Annotated in this window: 21 protein-coding genes and 2 pseudogenes; 17 read left to right on the top strand and 6 right to left on the bottom strand. The window is 70.4% G+C overall.

All coding sequences use genetic code 11. The annotated features are described in order from the left end of the window. The first annotated feature begins 64 nt into the window (after positions 1-64). Together FB559_RS22685 and FB559_RS22690 are read left to right on the top strand one after the other, a co-directional pair. The gene (locus FB559_RS22685; RefSeq protein WP_141957506.1) at positions 65-817 is read left to right on the top strand and encodes an SDR family NAD(P)-dependent oxidoreductase; all 753 of its coding nucleotides are present in this window, start codon (positions 65-67) and stop codon (positions 815-817) included. A 402-nt stretch (positions 818-1,219) separates the two neighbouring features. Next, positions 1,220-2,161, top strand: coding sequence for a LysR family transcriptional regulator (locus FB559_RS22690; RefSeq protein ID WP_141957507.1), 942 nt, complete (start codon positions 1,220-1,222; stop codon positions 2,159-2,161). Positions 2,162-2,167: 6 nt separating this feature from the next. On the opposite strand, the gene FB559_RS22695 is transcribed toward FB559_RS22690, so the two are convergent. Continuing rightward, the gene (locus FB559_RS22695) at positions 2,168-4,174 is read right to left on the bottom strand and encodes an ABC transporter ATP-binding protein (RefSeq protein ID WP_141957508.1); all 2,007 of its coding nucleotides are present in this window, start codon (positions 4,172-4,174) and stop codon (positions 2,168-2,170) included. Continuing rightward, positions 4,171-5,904: an ABC transporter ATP-binding protein gene (locus tag FB559_RS22700; protein ID WP_141957509.1), complete on the bottom strand. Its 1,734-nt coding sequence runs from the start codon at positions 5,902-5,904 to the stop codon at positions 4,171-4,173. The genes FB559_RS22695 and FB559_RS22700 overlap by 4 nt, the downstream gene beginning before the upstream one ends. 619 nt (positions 5,905-6,523) lie before the next feature. On the opposite strand from FB559_RS22700, the gene FB559_RS22705 reads away from it, so the two are divergent. The 6 genes from FB559_RS22705 (at position 6,524) to FB559_RS22730 (ending at position 12,629) form a co-directional block, all read left to right on the top strand. Further along, the gene (locus FB559_RS22705) at positions 6,524-8,542 is read left to right on the top strand and encodes a sensor histidine kinase (protein ID WP_141957510.1); all 2,019 of its coding nucleotides are present in this window, start codon (positions 6,524-6,526) and stop codon (positions 8,540-8,542) included. A gap of 430 nt (positions 8,543-8,972) precedes the next feature. Next, positions 8,973-9,662, top strand: coding sequence for a hypothetical protein (locus FB559_RS44055; protein WP_185792350.1), 690 nt, complete (start codon positions 8,973-8,975; stop codon positions 9,660-9,662). Positions 9,663-9,780: 118 nt separating this feature from the next. Then, positions 9,781-11,100: an SRPBCC family protein gene (locus FB559_RS22715; protein ID WP_141957511.1), complete on the top strand. Its 1,320-nt coding sequence runs from the start codon at positions 9,781-9,783 to the stop codon at positions 11,098-11,100. 36 nt (positions 11,101-11,136) lie between these two features. Continuing rightward, positions 11,137-11,565, top strand: a complete 429-nt coding sequence (gene gvpJ / locus FB559_RS22720; RefSeq protein ID WP_141957512.1) for a gas vesicle protein GvpJ — start codon at positions 11,137-11,139, stop codon at positions 11,563-11,565. Next, complete coding sequence (locus FB559_RS22725) at positions 11,562-12,356, top strand: GvpL/GvpF family gas vesicle protein (protein WP_141957513.1); 795 nt, start codon at positions 11,562-11,564, stop codon at positions 12,354-12,356. Before gvpJ ends, FB559_RS22725 begins: the two co-directional genes overlap by 4 nt. Before the next feature lie 3 nt (positions 12,357-12,359). After that, positions 12,360-12,629 carry a gas vesicle protein GvpG gene (locus FB559_RS22730; protein WP_141957514.1) on the top strand — a complete coding sequence of 90 codons (270 nt, stop codon included), beginning with the start codon at positions 12,360-12,362 and terminating at the stop codon, positions 12,627-12,629. A gap of 87 nt (positions 12,630-12,716) precedes the next feature. Here the strand turns inward: FB559_RS22730 and FB559_RS46790 are convergent. Continuing rightward, positions 12,717-12,866 (bottom strand): annotated as a pseudogene (locus FB559_RS46790) (pentapeptide repeat-containing protein); the annotation flags it as partial. Between FB559_RS46790 and FB559_RS45640 the strand changes: the two are divergent. The 8 genes and pseudogenes from FB559_RS45640 to FB559_RS22775 all read left to right on the top strand — a co-directional run. Continuing rightward, positions 12,805-13,077: pseudogene (locus tag FB559_RS45640) on the top strand (gas vesicle protein GvpO); the annotation flags it as partial. The pseudogenes FB559_RS46790 and FB559_RS45640 sit on opposite strands and share 62 nt — an antisense overlap. 46 nt (positions 13,078-13,123) lie before the next feature. Continuing rightward, positions 13,124-13,618, top strand: coding sequence for a gas vesicle protein (locus FB559_RS22745; RefSeq protein WP_141957515.1), 495 nt, complete (start codon positions 13,124-13,126; stop codon positions 13,616-13,618). After that, positions 13,611-14,399, top strand: coding sequence for a GvpL/GvpF family gas vesicle protein (locus tag FB559_RS22750; RefSeq protein ID WP_246121905.1), 789 nt, complete (start codon positions 13,611-13,613; stop codon positions 14,397-14,399). The genes FB559_RS22745 and FB559_RS22750 overlap by 8 nt, the downstream gene beginning before the upstream one ends. After that, entirely contained in the window at positions 14,384-14,677 is a 294-nt protein-coding gene (locus FB559_RS22755; RefSeq protein ID WP_141957516.1) for a gas vesicle protein, read from the top strand. The genes FB559_RS22750 and FB559_RS22755 overlap by 16 nt, the downstream gene beginning before the upstream one ends. Then, positions 14,674-15,018: a gas vesicle protein K gene (locus tag FB559_RS22760; RefSeq protein WP_141957517.1), complete on the top strand. Its 345-nt coding sequence runs from the start codon at positions 14,674-14,676 to the stop codon at positions 15,016-15,018. The genes FB559_RS22755 and FB559_RS22760 overlap by 4 nt, the downstream gene beginning before the upstream one ends. Positions 15,019-15,099: 81 nt before the next feature. Beyond that, the gene (locus FB559_RS22765) at positions 15,100-16,611 is read left to right on the top strand and encodes a CYTH and CHAD domain-containing protein (protein WP_185792351.1); all 1,512 of its coding nucleotides are present in this window, start codon (positions 15,100-15,102) and stop codon (positions 16,609-16,611) included. Positions 16,612-16,616: 5 nt separating this feature from the next. Beyond that, the gene (locus FB559_RS22770) at positions 16,617-17,099 is read left to right on the top strand and encodes a DUF6328 family protein (protein ID WP_185792352.1); all 483 of its coding nucleotides are present in this window, start codon (positions 16,617-16,619) and stop codon (positions 17,097-17,099) included. A 185-nt stretch (positions 17,100-17,284) separates the two neighbouring features. Then, positions 17,285-17,455, top strand: a complete 171-nt coding sequence (locus FB559_RS22775) for a hydrophobic protein (RefSeq protein WP_141957519.1) — start codon at positions 17,285-17,287, stop codon at positions 17,453-17,455. A 124-nt stretch (positions 17,456-17,579) separates the two neighbouring features. On the opposite strand, the gene FB559_RS22780 is transcribed toward FB559_RS22775, so the two are convergent. Further along, the gene (locus FB559_RS22780; RefSeq protein WP_141957520.1) at positions 17,580-17,852 is read right to left on the bottom strand and encodes a hypothetical protein; all 273 of its coding nucleotides are present in this window, start codon (positions 17,850-17,852) and stop codon (positions 17,580-17,582) included. 86 nt (positions 17,853-17,938) lie between these two features. Further along, a complete protein-coding gene (locus FB559_RS22785) occupies positions 17,939-18,478 on the bottom strand; it encodes a GNAT family N-acetyltransferase (protein ID WP_185792353.1) in 540 nt (179 codons plus the stop codon). A 257-nt stretch (positions 18,479-18,735) separates the two neighbouring features. Between FB559_RS22785 and FB559_RS22790 the strand changes: the two genes are divergently transcribed. Then, positions 18,736-20,208, top strand: a complete 1,473-nt coding sequence (locus FB559_RS22790; RefSeq protein ID WP_246121907.1) for an MFS transporter — start codon at positions 18,736-18,738, stop codon at positions 20,206-20,208. On the opposite strand, the gene FB559_RS22795 is transcribed toward FB559_RS22790, so the two are convergent. After that, positions 20,201-21,037 carry an NAD(P)H-binding protein gene (locus tag FB559_RS22795; RefSeq protein ID WP_141957522.1) on the bottom strand — a complete coding sequence of 279 codons (837 nt, stop codon included), beginning with the start codon at positions 21,035-21,037 and terminating at the stop codon, positions 20,201-20,203. The genes FB559_RS22790 and FB559_RS22795 overlap by 8 nt on opposite strands. Positions 21,038-21,066: the final 29 nt, after the last annotated feature.

Raw genomic sequence — 21,066 nt, forward strand, 5'->3', positions numbered from 1 at the left:
ACCGGTTCGTCCGCTTTTTCGGAGACCCTTGACTCCGGGGGCCGATCGGAAGGAGGCCGGCCGGATGGCGAAGCAGGTGGCGTTGGTGACGGGTGCGTCGCGCGGGATCGGGGCCGCGACCGCCCGCCGCCTCGCGCGCGACGGGATGGCCGTGGCGATCAACAGCCGGCCGGAGGAGCGGATGGTCGCCCTGGCCGAGCAGGTCGCGGCGGAGATACGGGACGAGGGCGGGACGGCCGCCGTCTATGCGGCCGACGTCAGCGAGGCCGGCGCGGTGGACGCGATGGTCGGGCGCTGCGAGGCCGAGCTCGGCAGGGTCGGCGTCCTCGTGAACAACGCCATGGTGACCAGGCGCGCACCCTGGAACGAGATCACCGTGGACGACTGGGACCGGATCATGGGCGTCAACCTCCGTGGCGCGTTCCTCTGCTCGCGGCGCGCCTTCGCCGATCCGATCGAGGGCGGCGCCATCGTGACGGTCAGCAGCGTCCTCGCCCGGGTCGGCAAGGCCGACTCGGTGCCGTACGCCACGACCAAGGCGGGGCTCCTCGGATTCACGCGTTCGATGGCGCGTGCCCTGGGCCCGGCCGGAGTACGCGTCAACGCCGTGATGCCGGGCGCGATACGGACCGAAGAGGAGATCGAGACCACGCCGGACCCGGAGGAGGCCGAGCGCAACGCGTTCGCGGTCCAGTCGCTCCGGCGGCGCGGCGTGGCCGAGGACATCGCCGGCGTCGTCAGCTTCCTCGCCGGTCCCGACAGCTCCTTCATGTCCGGCCAGACCGTGTGCGTCGACGGTGGCTGGGTGCTGTCCTAGGTCCGAACGCCCACCACCGCCACCACGTGCGGCGGACCCTGGCACAGCGAGCGTGGGGGCGCGAGCGCCGTTGCGGGGGCGACCAGGGCAGGGTGGTGGCGGTGGTGGGCGAGCTTGCGACGAGCGGTGGAAGAACCCGCCGCGTAGACGGCGAACGAGCCGCTGGCCGGGTACGGACGCCGGCGTGCACGGCACCGTGGCCGGAGGGCCGACCTGTGGTCGGTCGCCGGCCCGGCGCCAGGCCTCGGGGACACCCTTGCGTCCGGTGAGACGGCGCGGCGCTTGGGGAGTGCGTTCGCGGTCACAGTTCCGGTATACGCGGCCTGGCCCCAGAACCCGACAAAGTTCACGAAAGGTTAATCCGAGTGCGGAAAGGGGTGTCGGGTCACATACGTTGAATCTGTGGAACTACGGCAGCTTGCGTCGTTCCTGGCGGTCGTCGAGGAAGGGCAGTTCGCCCGCGCGGCCACCCGGCTGTTCCTGTCGCCGCCAGCGGTGACGGGACATATCCAGCGGCTCGAACGCGAACTGGGAGTCCAGCTCCTCGAACGCTCACCGATCGCGCTGACGCCGGCGGGCGAACGTCTCGTACCCCATGCCCGGACCATGCTCGCCGCCGCGAACGCCGCCTCCGACGCGGTCACCGACCTGCACACCGACAGCCCCTTGCCCCTGCGCGTCGGTGTGATGGCGCCCGGCTCGGCCGAGCTGACGCCCGCCATCCTGCGAGCGTTCCGCAAGGCACAGCCCCAGACACCGATCAGCGTCGAGAGCCTGAGCTTCGCCGAGCACACCACCGCCCTGACCGAGCACAGGGTGGACGTCGCCTTCGTACGCCCGCCGCCCGACGACGAACGCCTCCGCGTGGACGTGCTCACCACCGAGCCCCGCGTGCTCATCGTGCCGTCGGCGAACCCGGTCGGCGACGCGGAGTCCGTACGACTGACGGACGTCCTCGACCTGCCGTTCGTCGGCCTTCCGAAGGGCGCTCCACGGGTCTTCACCGACTACCTGTACTTCGCCTGCGCCCGCAACGGGATGCCGCCCCGCTGCGGCGTGGACCAGGCCCAGACCATCCAGGACGTGCTCACCAGCGTCTCCGCCGGCCGGGGTACGGGCGCCGCGCTGTACTCCTTCTCGCGCCTCTACCACTGGCCGGGCATCCGTTTCGTGCCGGTCCTGGACGCGCCGTGGGAGCAGAGCGCGCTGGCCACGCGCAGGAACGACCCGCGCCCGGAGGTACGTGCCTTCCGTACGCTGGCCGCGACGCTCGCCCGCGACCTCGGCCCCAAGCTCGCCGCCGCCTCGGAGCTGGCCCAGCCGCCCGCGGTCCTGGAGCTCTAGAACGCGTCAGTCCACCTCCACCACGGCCTGGGCGAACTGGGCCGCGTAGAGGCGCGCGTACGCGCCCTCGGCCTTGAGGAGCTCGTCGTGCGTGCCCTGCTCGACGATGCTGCCCGACTCCATCACGAGGATGAGGTCGGCGTCGCGGATGGTGGACAGCCGGTGGGCGATGACGAAGCTGGTACGTCCCTCACGCAGGGAGTTCATGGCGTGCTGGATCAGGACCTCGGTGCGGGTGTCGACCGAGCTGGTCGCCTCGTCCAGGATGAGGATCGCGGGCTTGGCGAGGAACGCACGGGCGATGGTGATCAGCTGCTTCTCACCCGTGCTGACGTTCCCGCCCTCCTCGTCGATGACCGTGTCGTAGCCGTCCGGCAGGGTGCGGACGAACCGGTCGACGTACGTGGCACGCGCCGCCGCCACGATCTCCTCCTGGCTCGCGCCCTCCGCCCCGTACGCGATGTTCTCGGCGATGGTGCCGCCGAACAGCCAGGCGTCCTGCAGCACCATCCCGGTGCGTGCGCGCAGGTCCTCACGCGTCATCTCGGCGACGTCGACGCCGTCGAGCGTGATCCGGCCGCCGGTGACCTCGTAGAAGCGCATCAGGAGGTTCACCAGCGTGGTCTTGCCGGCGCCGGTCGGGCCGACGATGGCGACCGTCTGGCCCGGTTCGACCGCCAGGGACAGGTCCTCGATCAGCGGGATGTCCGGCTTGTAGCGGAACGAGACGTGCTCGAACGCCACCCGACCGCGTACGTCCTCGTGCCGGACCGGATTCACCGGGTCGGGCTCCTGCTCCTCGGCGTCCAGCAGGGCGAAGACGCGTTCGGCCGAGGCGACGCCGGACTGCAGCAGGTTGGCCATGCTCGCCACCTGCGTGATGGGCTGGGTGAACTGCCGGGAGTACTGGACGAACGCCTGCACCTCGCCCAGCGACAGCGAGCCCGAGGCCACCCGAAGACCGCCGACGACCGCGACGAGCACGTAGTTCAGGTTGCCGATGAACATCATCGCCGGCTGGATCATGCCGGAGATGAACTGGGCGCGGAAGCTGGAGGCGTACAGGGTGTCGTTGTGCTTGGCGAAGACCTCGCTCGACTCCTTCTGTCGGCCGAAGACCTTGACCAGCGAGTGCCCGGTGTACATCTCCTCGATGTGCCCGTTGAGGCGGCCCGTGGTGGCCCACTGCTTGACGAACTGCGGCTGGGCCTTCTTGCCGATCCTGGCCGCGACCAGCACCGACACCGGCACTGTCACCAACGCGATGATCGCCAGCAGCGGGGAGATGACGATCATCATGGTCAGCACGCCGACGATCGTGAGCAGCGAGGTCAGGATCTGGCTCAGCGTCTGCTGGAGCGTCTGGGCCAGGTTGTCGATGTCGTTGGTGACCCGGCTGAGCATCTCGCCGTGCGGCTGCCGGTCGAAGTAGCCGAGGGGGAGCCGCGCCAGCTTGGTCTCGGCCTGCTCGCGCAGCCGGTACATCGAGCGCTGGACGATGGTGGTGGTCAGCAGTCCCTGCAGCAGGCCGAGGACGGCCGCGACGAGGAAGAGCGCCAGCACGGTCAGCAGCACCATGCCGACCTTGCCGAAGTCGATGCCGTGCCCGGGCACGAAGTTCACCGAGTTGAGCAGGTCCGCGAGGGTGCCCTGGCCGTTGTTCCGCAGGCGGGCGACCACCTCGGCCTTGGTGGCACCGGCCGGGGCCTGGCGGCCGATCACACCGGCGAAGATCAGGTCGGTGGCCTGGCCGAGGATCCGCGGGCCCAGCACGGTCGTGGTGACGCTCGCGACGGCCAGCACCAGCGTGACGGCGATGAGCGGCCGCTCGGGCCGCAGCATGCGCAGCAGTCGCCGGCTCGATCCGCCGAAGTCCAGCGACTTCTCGGTCGACCGGCCGGCCATGAACGCCGCCGGTCCGCGGGCCGTACCCGGTGCCGGCCCCGGCCCGCGGCCGGGTACCGGCCGTTCGCCGGAACCGGACCCCGAACCGGAAGAGGCGGGGGAGCTCATGCGGCCTCCTGCTCGGTGAGCTGGGAGAGGACGATCTCCCGGTAGGTTTCGTTGGTGTCCATCAGCTCGCTGTGGGTGCCGGTGCCGACGACCCGGCCCTCGTCGAGCACGACGATGCGGTCGGCGTGCCGGATGGTGGAGACGCGCTGGGCGACGATGACGACGGTCGCCTCGGCGGTCTCGGCGGCCAGTGCCGCCCGCAGGGCGGCGTCGGTCGCGTAGTCCAGGGCCGAGAACGAGTCATCGAACAGGTAGACCTCGGGCCGCCGCACGAGGGCGCGCGCGATGGCCAGGCGCTGCCGCTGCCCGCCGGAGACGTTCGTGCCCCCCTGGTCGATCTTGGCGTCCAGCCCGCCGTCCATGCTCTCCACGAAGGCGCGGCCCTGCGCGATCTCCAGGGCCTTCCAGAGCTCCTCGTCGGTGGCGCCGGGCTTGCCGTAGCGCAGGTTGGAGGCGACCGTCCCGGAGAACAGGTACGGCTTCTGCGGTACGAACGCCACGGCGTCCGACAGCACCTCCGGGTCCAACCGGCGAACGTCGACGCCGTCGACGAGCACGGCACCGCCGGTGACGTCCATGAGACGCGGGATGAGGTTGAGCAGCGTGGTCTTGCCGCTGCCGGTGGACCCGATGATCGCGGTGATCTCGCCCGGCTGCGCGACGAGCCCGACGCCGCAGAGCACGGGCTCCTCGGCACCCGGGTACCGGAACTCGGCGTCCCGCAGCTCCAGCCGCCCGTGTACCTCGGTCGTGCGCACGGGCTCGGCCGGCGGCACGACGCTGGACTCGGTGTCCAGGACCTCCTGGATGCGCTCGGCGCACACCTCGGCGCGCGGGACCATCATGAACATGAAGGTCGCCATCATCACGGACATCATGATCTGCATGAGATAGCTCAGGAACGCGGTCAGCGCGCCGACCTGCATCGACCCGCCGTCGATCAAGTGCCCGCCGAACCAGAGGACGGCGACGCTGGAGACGTTGACGCACAGCATCACCGTGGGGAACATCAGCGCCATCAGGCGTCCGGTCCCGAGCGAGACCTGCAGCAGCTCGGTGTTGGAGGTGGCGAACCGCTCCTGCTCCGGGCGGTCACGCACGAACGCCCGGATGACCCGTACGCCGGTGATCTGCTCGCGGAGCACCCGGTTGATCGTGTCGATGCGGTCCTGCATCAGGCGGAACAGCGACCGCATCCGCGTGATGATCAGGATGATGACCGCGCCGAGCACGGGCACGACGACCAGCAGCAGCGCGGACAGCTTCACGTTCTGGTTGAGCGCCAGGATGATGCCGCCGACGCCCATGATCGGTGCCGACACCATCATGGTGAACGTCATCAGCGCCAGCATCTGGACCTGCTGCACGTCGTTGGTGGTCCGCGTGATCAGCGACGGCGTACCGAAGCGCCCCACCTCGCGCGCCGAGAACTCCTGGACCCGGTTGAAGATGGCCGACCGTACGTCGCGGCCGAGGGCCATCGCGGTACGGGCACCGAAGTAGACGGCACAGACGGCACAGACGATCTGCACGAGGGCCACGGTGAGCATGATGACGCCGGTGTGCATGATGTAGCCCGTATCGCCCTTCACCACCCCGTTGTCGATGATGTCGGCGTTCAGGGTCGGCAGGTAGAGCGTCGCCAGAGTCTGCACCAGCTGAAGCGCGACCACCAGGGCCAGCGGTTTCCGGTACGGGCGCAGGTGGGCGCGCAGGAGGCGGATCAGCACACGCAAACTCTCTCTGTCGAGAAGGACCGGGGCGAGCGGCTGCCTCTCCTGGGGGAGAGGGCTTGGGGGGTAGATACGAAAAATACCTCTAAGTGCCCCCGCTTCGCGCGCCATATTCCCCCGATGTGCCCGGTCTGGAGGCTGATGTCCGCAGGTCAAAGCGGGTTATGCCTGTCCGGGGGTGGCCCCGTATCACCCATCCGGGCAGGGCGCCGGCCCCGGCCGCCCGGTGGAGGTGGCCGTGTGGCGGCGGGTTCCACGGATACCCGGCCGGCCCGTACCGGACCCTCGGGCCGTCCCCGCGGACGGCCGTTCCGGCACCTGCCGGCGTGACCCACGCACCCTCCGGTCAACCCCGGTCAGCCGTACAACCTGCCCATATGGCCGATACGGGGCCGTGGATGCGTCGAGGAGTATGAACGGCATCGCCCCCTGAGTTCGTTGGTGAATGTCCGAGTAAGGAAGCGACCATCGACCCCGCCCCGACGAGAACAGAAGGATCCCTGCCCGGCCGGTCATCTCCGGCCCGGCGTCGCGCTCCTCCACGTCGCCGTCGGCGAGGCGAGCACGCCGCAATCGGAGATGAAGATCAGTCCTGTCCTGGTCGGGGGGTGAGCCCGTGAGACCGCGCATGCCGAGCGGATGGTGGAAGGTCGCCCAACGGCGAGGGCTGACCTACCGGATGGTCCTCGTGGGCGGCGTCATGGCCGTCCTCATGGTCGGTGCGTTCGCGCTCCTGTTCATGGCGATCACCGGCCTGCGTGACGCCGGGACGGTCGCGCGCCACGCGAAGACCGCCCTCGTCTCCGCCGACCGGCTGGAGAAGCTGATGTTCGGCCTCGACGCCGAGTCACGCGGCCTCATCGTCACCAAGGCCCCCGGCTTCGACCGGTACTTCGCCGCCGACCGTGCCGCTCTGCCCGCACGCGAGGCGGACCTGGAGCGGGCGTCGGCCACGGTGGACGCGGCCCAGGCGAGATGGGCCCATCAGATCGTGCAGGCCGACAGCGCGTACATGCGCGACTACCTCATCCCGTTGACGAACGCGGCCAAGAGCGATCCCGCGGCCGCGCGGTCGATGCTGGAGAAGGGCGAGGGGCTGCAGCGTCTGGCGGCGCTGCGGAACCAGTGCGAGAGCTTCGAGAACGCCCAGCGCAAGATCGCCGCCGTCTCGGAACAGGAGGCGATCGACGCCGCCCGCAGCGCCACCGTCACCGCGGCGATCTCGGCGGCGGGCGCCCTGCTGCTGATCGGCTTCTTCATCACCTACCTGACCAAAGTCATCATCCGCCCGGTCCGGCACGCCGCCCTCGTGGCCGGCGGGCTCGCCAAGGGCGACCTCACCGTACGGATGCCCGAGACGTCACCCGGGGAGATCGGCCTGCTCGAGTCCAAGTTCAACACCATGGTCGGCTCGCTGGAGGTCAGCCGTGACCAGCTTCGCCGGGTCGCGGACGAGCAGGGAGCGCTCCGGCGCGTCGCGACCCTCGTCGCGACCGGTGTCTCGCCGACCCAGGTGTTCGACGCCGTCGCCGCCGAGGTGGGCCACGTCCTGGAAGCGGATCACTCAGAGATCATCCGGTTCGAGTCCGACGACACGGCGAGGGTGGTCGGCTACTGGAACGATCCTCGCGTTCCCAAGGTCATGCCACCGCTCAACGGGCACTGGCCGATCGAGAGCGGCACCGTCACGGCGACCGTGCTGACGACCGAACGGCCGGCACGGATGAAGAACTACGAACGCGCCACGAGCGCGATCGGGATCTGGAGCCACGCGGTAGGGATCCGCTGTGTGGTCGGCTGCCCGGTGAAGGTCGAAGGACGGGTCTGGGGTGCGATGCTCATCCACTCACTGGAGAACGAGCCGATGCCCGGGGTCACCGAGGACCGGATGCAGGAGTTCGTCGAGCTCGTCGGCACCGCGATCGCGAACGCGCAGAGCCGCAGTGACCTCCTCGCCTCCCGCGCCCGTGTGGTCGCGGCGGCGGACGAGAGCCGCCGGCGCATCGAGCGCGACCTGCACGATGGCGCGCAGCAGCAGCTCGTCACCCTCGCCCTCAAGCTGCGCACTCTGGAGACCACCGCCGTCGCGCCCGGTCAGAGACGCCTCCGAGAGCACATCTCCGGCCTCGTCCACGACCTGGCCAACGTGCTGGACGATCTGCAGGAGGTCTCGCGTGGCATCATCCCCCCGATCCTCACGCGGAGCGGCCTGCGCCCCGCGCTCCGGTCGCTCGCCCGGCACTCACCCGTCCCGGTCGAGCTGAGCACGGACGTCATCGGGCGCCTCGCCGAACGCGTCGAGGTCGCCGTCTACTACACCGTCTCCGAGGCGCTGACGAACGTCGTCAAGCACGCGCACGCGTCCGAGGTGAGGGTCGACCTCGTGATGGAGCACCGGACCGTACGGCTCTCGATCCACGACGACGGCCGCGGCGGAGCGAACCTGTCCGGTGGCTCCGGACTGGTCGGTCTCAAGGACCGCGTCGAGGCCCTCGGCGGCAGCATCGAGGTCGTCAGCCCGGCCGGCGGCGGTACGTCGGTGCTCGTCGAGATCCCGCTCGAGCCCGCCGAGAGCCCGCTGGCCAAGGGCGCGTCGGCGCCGCCGTTGGTGAGCCGGCCCTTCATCGGCCTGTAGGCGAGGAACAGCGGCCCGCCTCCGGCCGGATTCTCATCGCGGGAGGGAGATTCCAGGACCTGCCCTGGGCGGAATTTTGGTCTCCGGAGGTTTTCCCCACGCGTCACGCGTGCCACCAGAAGTCCGGCTCATCCCATACGTGAAGACCTTGCAAAGAAACCCCGCGAAGGGGCGCTGACCTGCTCTAACCCGAATTGCGAGGGTAGAGTCGATACAAAACACACCGCGACCCGCGGTCGGCCGCGTCATTACGACACGGTCCGCGCCCGCTCCCTGGCGGTCATCGATCATCGTGCGCCGGGACGGGCCCGATGGGGCACGGGGCGGCCGTTGATCTCATCCGCGGCCCGGCGGCCTCGGCCAGGAAGACCGTTTCCCGCCACTGCCGCCAGGTTCTGCTGATCCTGGGTCGCGTACGGGGGGAGATCGCATGAAGTGCGGAAGTCAGATAGCCGTCGCGGTCGTCGGTGGCTACGTCCTGGGGCGGAGCCACAAGACCCGGATGGCGATCCTCCTGGCGCTCACGGCTGCGGCGGGAGGCAAGCTCCCGATTGGGCCCGAGGACCTCCTGAAGAAGACGCCTCTGGGCGGGTCGCTGGACAAACTCACCGGAGACCTACGCGGCCAGCTCGTCGACGCCGGTATGAACGTGGCCAAGAAGGCGGCGAGCAACCGCATCGACTCCCTCAGCGACCGGTTGCAGGAGCGCGCGGACACGCTGCGCGGAACGGGCACGAAGGGTCGCGAGGCGCCAGAGGAGGCCGAGGAGGAGCAGGAGCGCGCCCGGCCACGGCGCGAACCCTCCCGGCGCAAGCGTGAGGAGCCCGGCCGCGGCGAACGAGACCGGGGAGAGCCGTCCCGCCGTACGCGTGAGCCGGAGTACGACGAGGACGAGTACGAAGAGGACGAGTACGACGACGACCGCGATGAAGACGAGGACGACGGGGACGAGTACGAGGACGACTACGACCGTGAGGACGACGAGCCGGAAGAGGAGGACAGCGAGCCGGAGCCGGAGCGGCGTCGTCGTCCCCCGGCGCGGTCCTCGCGGCCGGAGCCGCGCCGGCGAGCCCCGCGGCGTGAAGAGGAACGCCCGAGAAGGGGACGGTCGCCGCGGTAACTGAACATCAACGCCGCCAGGACCGGGGTGTATCCGAGGGGGTTCTCGTTGCGCCCCCCGGGCTCACGTGTGCGTGACCCGTGACCTTGAGCGAAATGCCCAAGGGAGGGAGGCAGAGATGACGAGCGAGAACCTCGGTAAGGAAAGCGCGGAACTGACGGAGGAACTGCCCACACAGAGGCTCGCCCAGGAGGCCAAGAGTCTGCTGGAGGCGTTCGCGGAGAAGATCCTGGCCTCGGTGGGGGACAAGGTCAGCGCCAAGGTCAACGAGTTCAGCAGCGGGCTGCTCGAGAAGGTCGGGGGCGAGGGCGGCGGCGGACCCGGGGTCAAGGCCGCAGTGTCGGGCCTGACGGCGCTGACCGAGGGCAAGGGGCCACTACGCGCCGCGCTCGGCGCGGGTATGACCGGGGTGAAGGAAAAGGTCAAGAAGCTGTTCGGCGGTGGCAAGGGCAAGAAGGGCAAGATCACCAGCATCGTCGAGACGATCGACGTCGGCGTGCCACTCCGCCTCGCGTACAACCAGTGGACCCAGTACGAGGACTTCTCGTCCTTCATGAAGAAGGTCGAGAACGTCGAACGGCCCTCGGAGGAGAAGTCCAACTGGAAGGCGCAGGTCTTCTGGTCCCACCGCAGCTGGGAAGCGACGACTCAGGAGCAGGTGGCCGACGATCACATCGTCTGGCGCTCCAAGGGTGCCAAGGGGTACGTCGACGGAGCCGTGAGCTTCTCGGAGCTGGCGCCGAACCTGACCCGGATCACCCTCGTGATGGAGTACCACCCCCAGGGACTGTTCGAGCACACGGGGAACCTCTGGCGGGCCCCGGGACGGCGCGCCCGGCTGGAGTTCAAGCACTTCCGCCGCCACTTGATGGTCCACGCGGTCCTCAAGGCCGACGAGATCGAGGGCTGGCGGGGTGAGATCCGCGAGGGCGAGGTCGTCAAGACCCACGACGAGGCGATGGAGGAGGAGGAGAAGCGCGCTCGCGAGAAGGAGTCCGAGGCGCGCGATGAGGAAGAGGAGCCCCGCGAGGAGGAAGAGGGCCGCGGCGAGGAGGAAGACGCCGGGGGCGAGGACGAAGAGGCCGGCGGCGAGGAAGAAGAGACCGGCGACGAAGAGCCGGAAGAGGGGGCCGAGGAGGGCGAGGAGGGCGAGGAGCCTGAGGAGCCCGAGGAGGAACCCGGCGAGGCGGCCGAGGCCGAAGAACCCGAGGGCGAGTCCGAAGAGGGGCCCGAGGAACGGCCGAGGCGGCGGCGCCGTGCGACCGCCGAAGGTGAGCGGTCCCGCGCACGGCCGTCGCGGCGGCGTACGGGCGACGAGGACGAACGGCCGCGGCGGCCGTCTCGACGGCGACGGCCGGCCGATGAGGGCGGCGACGATGAGCCGGCCCCGGCACGGAGACCGCGGCGGCGCCGCGATCGCGAAGAAGAGCCTGAATGAACCTGTAGGCGCGGAGCCGAACGAAGGTGAGGCCTCATGACTGTCTCTCCGTACGAAGGATCCTCCGGAGGGGTCCAGCGCTCGTCGGGAAGTGCGCTGGTGGACGTGATCGACACGATCCTGGACAAGGGCCTCGTCATCGACGCCTTCGTTCGTGTGTCGCTCGTGGGAATCGAGCTGATCACCATCGACGCGCGCATCGTGGTGGCGAGCGTCGACACCTATCTCCGCTTCGCCGAGGCGACCAACCGTCTCGACCTCTACGAGAAGGGCGGCAAGGACCTGCCCGGCCTGGTGGGGGAGCTGACCGAGAAGGGCACACACGGGGGAGCCAAGGGCAAGACGAAGGGCGTTCTCGACGCGGCGAAGGAGACCGTCGAAGAGGTCCTGCACGATCGGTCCGAGGACCGGGAGGAACGCCGGGAGCCGCGTCGACGGCCCCCGCGGAGGGAGCGTGAGCGGTGAAGACACGGCCGAAGAGCGAGACCACCCAGCGCTCCGTCGGGGAAGCCCCGGCCTGTTACGTGTACGGGATCGTCCGCGACGACGCCCGGCTGCCGGGGGACATGGACGGCGTCGCCGGCGAAGAGGTGTCGCTGGTACGCCACGGCGGCCTGGCGGGTTTGGTCAGCGAGATCTCTCCCGGGCAGGCGCTCGGCACCCGCGAGGACCTGCTCGCGCACGAGGGTGTCGTCGAGGCGGTCGCGGCGGACACGACGGTGCTGCCGTTGAGGTTCGGCTCGGTGGTCACCACCGCGGACGCGCTGGTCGAGGAGATGCTGATCCCGTACCACGACTGGTTCGAGACCGTGCTCGACGACCTCGAAGGCACGCATGAGTTCGCCGTCGTCGGGGTCTACGTCGAGGACGCCGTGCTCCGCGAGGTGATCGGAGAGGACCCGGAGGCGGCACAGCTGCGGAACAGGATCCGTGAGCTGCCGGAGGACGCGGCGTACTACGACCGGATCCGGCTGGGTGAGCTCATCGTCAAGGCGCTCGACGAGAAGCGCCAGGTCGACAGCGAGGCTCTGGTGCGCGCGCTCGAGCCGCTCTCCGAGGCCGTGTCGCTGCGCACGCCGACCAGCGAGGACACCGCGGCCGACGCGGCGTTCCTGGTCACCGACCGTGACCTGCCGGCGTTCGAGGACGCCGTGGACGAGCTCGGCGAACGCTGGGCCGGCCGTGTGCGGCTGCGCATGATCGGGCCGCTCGCGCCGTACGACTTCGTCCCGGCTCCTCCCGAGGAAGGGACCTGACCGATGGGACTGCTGACCGGCCTGCTGACCCTGCCGCTCGCACCTGTGCGCAGCGTCGCCTGGCTGGCGGAACGCATTCTCGAACAGGCGGAACAGCAGATGTATGACCCCGCCTCGATCCGCCGGCAGCTTTTCGAGGTCGGCGAGGCCCGTGATGCGGGGCTGCTGTCGGATGAGGAGGCGACGGAGCTGGAGAACGAGCTGCTGAGCCGCATGATGGCGCGGCGGTCGGGGGCGCCGGAGGGCGGCAGTGGATTCCCGCCGCCCCGATGACCGGGAGCTGAGGGATCCCCGGATCCGGGAGCCGGACAGGCGCGTGCGCGAGATGCGTGCGCGCGAGAGGCCCGAGCCCCGGAGCCGTGAGCCTGAGAGGCGCGAGCCCGAGAGGCGCGAGCCCGAGAGGCGCGAGCCTGAGAGGCGCGAGCCCGAGAGCCGCGAGCGTACGGAGACCGGCGCGAGGGGGCCGAGCGGGGAGAAGGCCGCCGAGCTCGCGGCCGACCATGTGGCCACGATGACCGGCAAGGAGCCCGAGGGGATCGTCTCGCTCGAACGGGCCGACCGCGGCGGCTGGGTGATCGGTGTGGAGGTCGTGGAGACCCGGCGGATTCCCGACTCGACCGACATCCTGGCCGTGTACGAGGCCGAACTGGACGCCGAGGGCGAGCTGGTCGCCTACCGGCGCGTCAAGCGCTACACACGCTGCCAGGTAGGGGAGAGATGACCGGCGAACGCGGCATCCTGGTCTCCCCTCCGGCGAAGGAGGTCCCATGACCGAACCGAGGACGGGCCAGGGGCTGAGCGGGTTCGGACGGTCGTCCTCGCCGGCACGGCGGCCGGAGTCCGCGAACCTGGCCGACATCCTCGAGCGGGTGCTCGACAAGGGGATCGTCATCGCCGGCGACATCCAGGTGAACCTCCTCGACATCGAGCTGCTGACCATCAAGCTGCGGCTGGTGATCGCGTCCGTCGACCGTGCCAAGGAGATGGGGATCGACTGGTGGGAGCACGATCCGACGCTCTCCTCCGGTTCCTACGGGCACAACGAGATGGTCGAGGAGAACCGCCGGCTGCGTGACCGGATCGCCGCCCTGGAGGCCGGCGACGAGTACGACGAGAACTACGACGAAGACGAAGAGACGCGGCCCCCGGTCGACCGCCGCGATCGGCCGGCCGTCGAACGCCGCGAGCGACGGGCCGTCTACCGCGACGAGGACTGGCGTGGACCGAGGCGCCGCCCGCTGGAGGAGGACGAGCGTGGCTGAGACCGGGATCTACGTCTACGGCGTGAGCCGCGGCCTGTCCGGCGCGACGATGGCGCGGGTCACCGGCGTGAGCGGGGCGTCCGTACAGGTCATCGAGGACGAGGGACTGGCCGCGGTGACGAGTTCGGTGAGCCTGGCGGAGTTCGGCGAGGAGGCCCTGCGGCACAACCTGGAGGACCTCGGCTGGCTGGAGTCGACGGCCCGCGCCCACCATGCCGTCGTCGACGCCGCCGCCGAGCACGCGGTCACGGTCCCGCTCGGCCTGGCCACGGTCTACCGGACCGAGGAGCGGGCGCGTTCGGCACTGCGCGAGAGACGTGCGGAGTTCACCCAGGCGCTGGAGCGGATCACCGGGCGTACGGAGTGGGGCGTGAAGGCGTACGCGGACCTCGGCCTGGCCGCGTCCGCCGCCGAGGCCGAAGAGGAGGAGGTCGCCGGCGCCGGACCCGGCGCCTCGTACCTGCGGCGGCGCAGCGCGCAGCGGCACACGGAGGAGGAGGCGCGCCAGGAGATCCTCCTGCTGGCGGAGCGGATCGACGACGAGCTCTGCGCGCTCGCCGCCGACCGGCGCCTGCACCGGCCCCAGGACCCGCAGCTGAGCGGTGAGCGGGGATGGATGGTCCTCAACGCCGCCTATCTCGTCGACAACGAGCGCGCGGAGGCCTTCCGCGCGGCCGTGACGAGCCTGGCCGGGGAGCGACCCGAGATCCGGTTGCAGCTCACGGGTCCGTGGGCGCCCTACTCATTCGCGACTGAGGAGGAAGCGTGGACAGAGTCCTGAGCGACCTTCCGGCGCCACGCGGGCCCGTGCCCGCCAGAGGCCAGCGAATCGCCCTGGTGGACCTGCTGGACCGGCTGCTCGCCGGTGGCGTCGTGATCACCGGTGACGTCACCATCTCGATCGCGGACGTCGACCTCGTACGGATCTCCCTGCGCGCGGTCATCGCCTCGATCCGCCCGGAGATGAGCCGCATGGTCGAGGGCGAGCTGATCCGGGGCGAGACCGTGGAGGACGAGCCTCTTCAGGGCGTGGTGACCTGGGAGGACCCGAGGCCGTGAGCGGCCGGGGCCCGCGACGTGGTGCCACTGAGGCGTACGGCGGGGAGGAACGGCGAGCTCACCGGCTTCCGCACCGGCTGGAGACCGATGCCGAAGAGGTACAGCGCGACCTCGTGCGCCTCGTGCTCACCGTGGTCGAGCTGGTGCGTCAGCTGATGGAGCGGCAGGCGTTGCGCCGGGTCGACTCCGGAGACCTGCCCGAGGCCAAGGTCGAGGAGCTGGGGCTCGCGCTCATGCGCCTGGAGGAGGCGATGAAGGAGCTGCAGGACCGGTTCGACATCGACGCACGCGACCTGAACCTCGATCTCGGACCACTCGGTCCCCTCCTGCCACCGGAGTAGACCCAACTCGCGAAAAGTTCACTTTTGAGGCTGTATGCGCGGGTAGGTCGATAAGTGCCGACTCTTGATGGAGGAGAGACTGTGGCACGCCACATCGAGCTGGAACGCAAGTACGACGCCGAAGCCGATCTCGCCCTACCCGACATGCGGCAGGTCGCCGGATGCGCGGAGGTGGGCCCGCCGCGGACGCACACACTCCGGGCCTCCTACTTCGACACCGAGGACCTGCGGCTGGCCGCACGCGGAATTACGCTGCGCCGCCGCCAGGGCGGCACGGATGAGGGATGGCACCTCAAGCTGCCGATCGCCAAGAACACCCGGCAGGAGATCCGGGCGCCGCTCGACGCGGGCGTCCGTGACGTCCCTGCCGAGCTGACCGACCTCGTCGCCGCCCACGTACGTGGCCGCCCGCTGGTACGGGTCGCGGAGCTGGAGACGCGCCGTACCGAGCGCGGGCTGCTGGCCGAGGACGGGACGGTCCTCGCGGAGCTGGCGGACGACACCGTGAGCGCGCGGCGGCTCAGCCAGGACGGCCATGAGGTCGGCCTGCTGGGCTGGCGGGAGATCGAGGTCGAGGCCGTCCACGGCTCCGGGGAGCTGCTGGAGAGCATCGGCGACCACCTGCGCGACTCCGGTGCGCGTGAGTCGAAGGTCGCGTCGAAGCTGGCGCGGGCGCTGGACGACGACGTCGTTCCGCTCGTACGGTCCACCGCGACCCGCACGGCGGGCGACGTCCTCGTGACGTACCTGGGCGAGCAGGTCGAGCAGTTGCTCACGTACGACCCGGGGGTCCGGCTGGCCGAGAGCGACGACGACTCGGTGCACAAGATGCGGGTCTCCATACGCCGGATCCGCAGCATCCTGCGCACGCACCGGCGCCTGGTCGAGCAGGCGCGGATCCCGACTCTGGACGCCGAGCTCAAGTGGCTCGCCGATGAGCTCGGCGAGGTCCGTGACCTCGAGGTGCAGGGCGCGCGGTTCGACCGCCGGCTCGCGGACCTGCCCGGCGCGCACCAGAGCCCGGCCTGGCTCCTCGCCATGGCGGACGAGGAGCACCGCGCACGCGACCGGGTCAGGCAGACCCTGCTGTCGCAGCGGTACTACGACCTGCTCGACGCCCTGGACGCCTTCCTCGCGGCACCGCCGCTGAACGCCCGCGCCGGCCGCTCGGCGAAGAAGGAGACGCCGAAGCTCGTGGCGAGGACGTGGCGCAAGATGATGAAGCGCTACAAGCGAGCCGAGGGCCTGTCCGCCGGCCAGGAACGCGACGTCGCGCTGCACGGCACGCGCAAGGCGGCCAAACGCGCCCGGTACATCGCCGAGGCGGCCTCTTCGCTGGGCTCGCCGGCCGCGAAGCTGGCGCGGCGGGCCGAACGCCTCCAGGACGTCCTCGGCGCACACCACGACAGCGTCGTCGCCGCCGAACGGCTGGCCGCCACCACCGACCGCCCGGACACCCCCGCGGCGGACACCTTCATCGCCGGCCGCCTCACCGAGGTGGAACACCGCGAGGGAGCACGCGTACTGGAGCGGCTGCCCGCCGCGGCGAAGAAGGCCGGCCGGCGCAAGCCGCTGCGCAAGCTCGGATCGTAGGCGAGGTGACGGACACCGAGGGCCGGCGCGACGAGACCGGCCTGGAGCGCTGGGACCGTAACTTCATCGAACTGCTCCAGGAGCTGCGCGTCGCCCAGACCGGCGTGCAGATCCTGTTCGCCTTCCTGCTGACCCTGCCGTTCACCAACCGCTTCGGGGAGGTCGGTGACCTGGACAAGGTCGTCTACGTGATCACGCTCGTGGCCGCCGCGACGGCGACCGCCCTGCTGATCGCGCCGGTGAGCGACCATCGGCAGGTGTTCCGGCAGGGACGCAAACCCCAGCTGGTACGCACCGCCTCCACGCTCGCCCAAGCCGGGCTGGGAGCGCTGCTGGTCGCCATCATCGGCGCGATGTTCCTGGTCCTGGACGTCGTGGCGGGCCTGGGGTGGGCGGCGGGCATCGCCGTCGTGATCACGTTGCTGTACCTGATGCTGTGGTACATGCTGCCGAAACTGATCAGAGCCAGAAGCACACCGGAGAACTGAGTGCCCTCAGCCCCGCCGGGCTCCGCGTCCCGCCTCGGCCGCTTACGACCTCCAGCACTTCGCCCGCCGACCTCTGGCCGTCCCCGCAGGTCCGGCGGGCATCGCGGCTCGGGTCGCCCTAGATCACCTATTCGGGCATGAACCCCCGTATAGCGGGGCATATGCGGACAGGAGGTGACTGACAAATGGTTCCATTGCTGCTCGTCCTGCTCCTGGTGCTGATCCTGTTCGGCGCGGGCTTCGCCCTCAAGCTGCTCTGGTGGATCGCCATCATCATCCTCATCCTGTGGCTCCTGGGCTTCGTCTTCCGAGGCGCGGGCGCAGGTGGCCGACGCGGTCGCTGGTATCGCTGGTGACCTGACCATCTCCCCGGTGACCCGCCGCGCGTACACGGCGGGTCCACCGGGCGCCAGGCACACCGGCGGCACCGCCAGGACGGTCAGGTCCGCGGACTTCGAGCAGGTCGAGGATGCCCGCCGATCACTGCGCGCCGCGTACGTCCCAGTGGTTCGGGCCGACGGTCGCGCCGCCGTCGCCGGCGACGATCATTTCGAGTTCGGCGAGACGGTCGACCGCGGCCCGTACGATCCGCTCATCGAGGCCGGTGGTGGCGATCAGGTCCTCGGTCCGCATGGGGCGCCGCATGGTCGCGATCGCCTCGTACACGATCAGCTCTTCGCTGCCCAGGACCTGGGGTTCCCGCCTCACCGAGGCGGGGTCGCCGTCCGGGCGGTTCGGTGTCCGGTCGCTCATGGGGAGCCTCCTCTCGTCATGCCGGTCGGCTTGACGAGCTTGCGAAATGCCCGGTCGTCCCGGCGGTCAAACCTGGGGCCGTACGGTCACGGCCGCAGCGCCTCCCAGTCGGCGCGGCGCAGCTCGCACACGCGTACCGGCTCGCCGGCCGTGCCGACGGTGTCGCCGTACGCGCGCATGCCGATCTTGACCATGATGCGGCCGGAGGCCTCGTTGCCGGGCTGGTACCGGGCGGCGAGCCGCTGTGCGCCGAGCTCGCCGAAGGCGTCGTCGCGCAGCGCGAGGGCGGTCTCGGTCGCCAGGCCGCGGCCCCATGCCTCCGGCGCGACCCACCAGCCGATCTCGATCGCGTCCTCCTCGATGCCGGGCACCTTGGTGCCGAGCCGGTTGAGGGCCGCGACGCCGGCGAAGTCTCCGCGGTCGAAGATCCCGCGCCAGCCGAAGCCGTACTGCTCCCAGTGCCGCAGGCACGCTTGATGCCGTTCGGCGGTGCGCTCACGGCTCCAGGGCCGCCCGTCCCCGATGAACCGCATCATCCGTTCGTCGGAGGAGAGCCGGAACAGGTCGTCCTCGAAGCCTTCTTCCCAGGACCTCAGCTCGAGCCGTGCCGTCGACAAGGTGCGCATCGGTCCAGGGTAGAAGCCCCTGGCCGTACCCATGCCGCACCGCCCGGCCGGCGGCAGGCCTGCCGGAGGTGCCGGCGCGGGCCGGTCCGCTCCCGCCGCACCGCCCTGCCCGGGGGTTCCGTCCACGGCCGGGCGGTGCAGGTGCGCATGCTCGGACGCAGGCGGGTAGGACTGAATTGAGGGAAATCCCAGGACACGTGCGGTATGCGCTGGGCCGCCGAGGCCGGCCCTGAAGATCGGAAGAGGAGTGTCGAAGCTTGTCCGACGGAACACTCACGAGGCCGGGGGGCGGGACCGAGCGGCGCTGGCCGGCGTTGGCGGTCTGCCTAGTCGCGGCGTTCATGACCCTGCTGGACGTCAGCATCGTCAACGTCGCGCTGCCGTCCATCAAGTCCGGTCTCGGAGCGTCGTCGGACGGCCTGCAGTGGATCCTCAGCGGGTACGCGGTGGCGTTCGGGCTCGCGCTGGTGCCCGCCGGGCGCCTCGGTGACGCGCGCAGCCGGCGGGCCGTGTTCATGTTCGGGCTGGCGCTGTTCACCCTGTCCAGCGCCGCCGCGGGGATCGCGCAGGGCATCCTCTGGCTGGTCGTCGCGCGGCTCGTGCAGGGGGTGGCAGGCGGCATCCTCAACCCGCAGATCGCCGGGCTGATCCAGATCCTTTTCCGCGGCCGGGAGCGTGGCCGCGCGTTCGGTGTCCTCGGGGCCACGATCGGAATCGCGACCGCGGCGGGGCCGCTCGCCGGCGGGGCACTGATCTCGCTCGCCGGTACGCAGGAAGGCTGGCGCTGGGTGTTCTACGTCAACGTGCCGGTCGGCCTGCTCGCACTGCCGCTGGCCTGGCGCCTGCTGCCCACGCCTGGGCCGGGCCGCCGCCACGAGAGCCTGGACCCGATCGGGATCCTCCTGCTCGGCGTCGGCGTGGTCGGCCTGCTGCTCCCGTTCGTGCAGGACCAGCAGTGGCGCGGAAACGGGAAGTGGCTGCTCGTCCCCGCCTCCCTCGTCGTGCTCGCGGGGTTCTTCGGCTGGGAGCGCCGGCACCACCAGCCGCTGCTGGACCTCACGCTGTTCCGGCACCGGTCGTACGCGCTCGGCGTGACGATCGCGCTGCTCTACTTCGCCGGATTCACCTCGATCTTCTTCATCTTCACCCTCTACCTGCAGAACGGCCTGCACTACAGCGCGCTGCTCGCGGGGCTGGCGATCACACCGTTCGCACTCGGGTCGGCGGCCGGGTCGACGGTGGGCGGCCGGATGGTCTCCAGGTTCGGCCGGTCGCTGGTCGCGAGCGGTCTCATCCTCGTGGCCGTCGGCCTGGTCGCGACGTTCCTCACCGTACGAGCGGTGCCCGGGGGGCATGCGGCACTGGCCACGGCGATTCCCCTGCTGGTGGGCGGGATCGGCAGCGGCCTGGTGATCTCCCCGAACCAGGCGCTCACTCTGTCCGAGGTGCCGCCGGAGGGTGGAGGCAGCGCCGCCGGCGTCCTGCAGACCGGGCAGCGCATCGGCACCGCGGTGGGCATCGCCGCCGTCGGCGCGGTGTTCTTCGCGGCCGTGACCGCCTCGCACGGCGACTGGGCGGTGGCGTTCCGCCACGCGCTGCTCGTCGTCACGGCGTTCGTGCTGATCGCGCTCTGCGCGGCCGCGGCGGACCTGTTCGCCGGCCACCGCCTGGTGAATCGGGTGCCGCCAAGTGCTCATCGCCGGGGCGGGCGGGGCGGAGCCGTCAGGTGAAGTCGGCGGCGTGGTCGGTGACCCATTGGCGCAGTGATCGTGCCGGGGCTCCGGTGATGTCGTGGATGGTGGTGGTGAGGACCAGCGGTGGCCCGGCGAGCATGTCGGCATAGCCGTCGAGGAGCACGTCGACGAAAGAGTCGGGGAAGGTCTCGTCTGCCAGCAGACGCCGGCGAGCCTGTTCGCGGGTGAGCTCTTCCCAGTGCAGCGGCCGGCCCAGTACGTCGCCGATGACGCGGACCTGTTCGACCTGGGTGAGTGCCTCGGGGCCGGTCAGGGCATACGTGACACCGTGGTGTCCGGGCTCGGTGAGGGCGCGGACCGCGACAGCGGCGATGTCGGCCTCGTGGATCAGGGACATCCGAAGCGCACCATAGGCTCCTCGGACGACGTCGCCGGCCCGGATCTGGTCGGCCCACCACAGCGTGTTCACCGCGAAGGTACTCGGCCTGATCACGGTGGACTCGGTTCCGCGGCCGTGGACGAGTTTCTCCTGCTCCGCGAAGCTGAGGTCGGGAACGCCGCCCGTGCCCAGGAACACCAGTCGGCGGGCCCGCCGGGCGATGACGTCCACCACGGCCGCCAGGCGCTTTCCGGTGTGGAGCGGCCAGAGCAGGAAGACCGCGTCGACGCCGTCGAGGCAGGCCGCGATGGTGGAGGGTGCGGACAGATCGCCGCCGGTCACTTCGACGTCGGACGGGAAATCAGCCGTGCGTGGATTACGGGTGACGGCCCGGACGGCATAGCCGGCCTCCCGCAGCTGGGTGACGATCTGGCGACCGACGTTTCCGGTCGAGGCGATGACAAGGATGGGTCTGTTGTCTGTCACACGACCAGCGTCACTCCCGGCAGCGACCG

It is taken from the genome of Actinoallomurus bryophytorum (assembly GCF_006716425.1).
Lineage (GTDB): Bacteria > Actinomycetota > Actinomycetes > Streptosporangiales > Streptosporangiaceae > Actinoallomurus > Actinoallomurus bryophytorum.

Excerpts from the sequence above, each read along its gene's own strand:
- FB559_RS22775 (WP_141957519.1), top strand. The coding sequence starts at position 17,285 with ATGGTTCCATTGCTGCTCGTCCTGCTCCTGGTGCTGATCCTGTTCGGC.
- gvpJ (WP_141957512.1), top strand. The coding sequence starts at position 11,137 with ATGACTGTCTCTCCGTACGAAGGATCCTCCGGAGGGGTCCAGCGCTCG.
- FB559_RS22685 (WP_141957506.1), top strand. The coding sequence starts at position 65 with ATGGCGAAGCAGGTGGCGTTGGTGACGGGTGCGTCGCGCGGGATCGGG.
- FB559_RS22780 (WP_141957520.1), bottom strand. The coding sequence starts at position 17,852 with ATGAGCGACCGGACACCGAACCGCCCGGACGGCGACCCCGCCTCGGTG.
- FB559_RS22695 (WP_141957508.1), bottom strand. The coding sequence starts at position 4,174 with ATGAGCTCCCCCGCCTCTTCCGGTTCGGGGTCCGGTTCCGGCGAACGG.
- FB559_RS22730 (WP_141957514.1), top strand. The coding sequence starts at position 12,360 with ATGGGACTGCTGACCGGCCTGCTGACCCTGCCGCTCGCACCTGTGCGC.
- FB559_RS22745 (WP_141957515.1), top strand. The coding sequence starts at position 13,124 with ATGACCGAACCGAGGACGGGCCAGGGGCTGAGCGGGTTCGGACGGTCG.
- FB559_RS22715 (WP_141957511.1), top strand. The coding sequence starts at position 9,781 with ATGACGAGCGAGAACCTCGGTAAGGAAAGCGCGGAACTGACGGAGGAA.
- FB559_RS44055 (WP_185792350.1), top strand. The coding sequence starts at position 8,973 with ATGAAGTGCGGAAGTCAGATAGCCGTCGCGGTCGTCGGTGGCTACGTC.
- FB559_RS22785 (WP_185792353.1), bottom strand. The coding sequence starts at position 18,478 with ATGCGCACCTTGTCGACGGCACGGCTCGAGCTGAGGTCCTGGGAAGAA.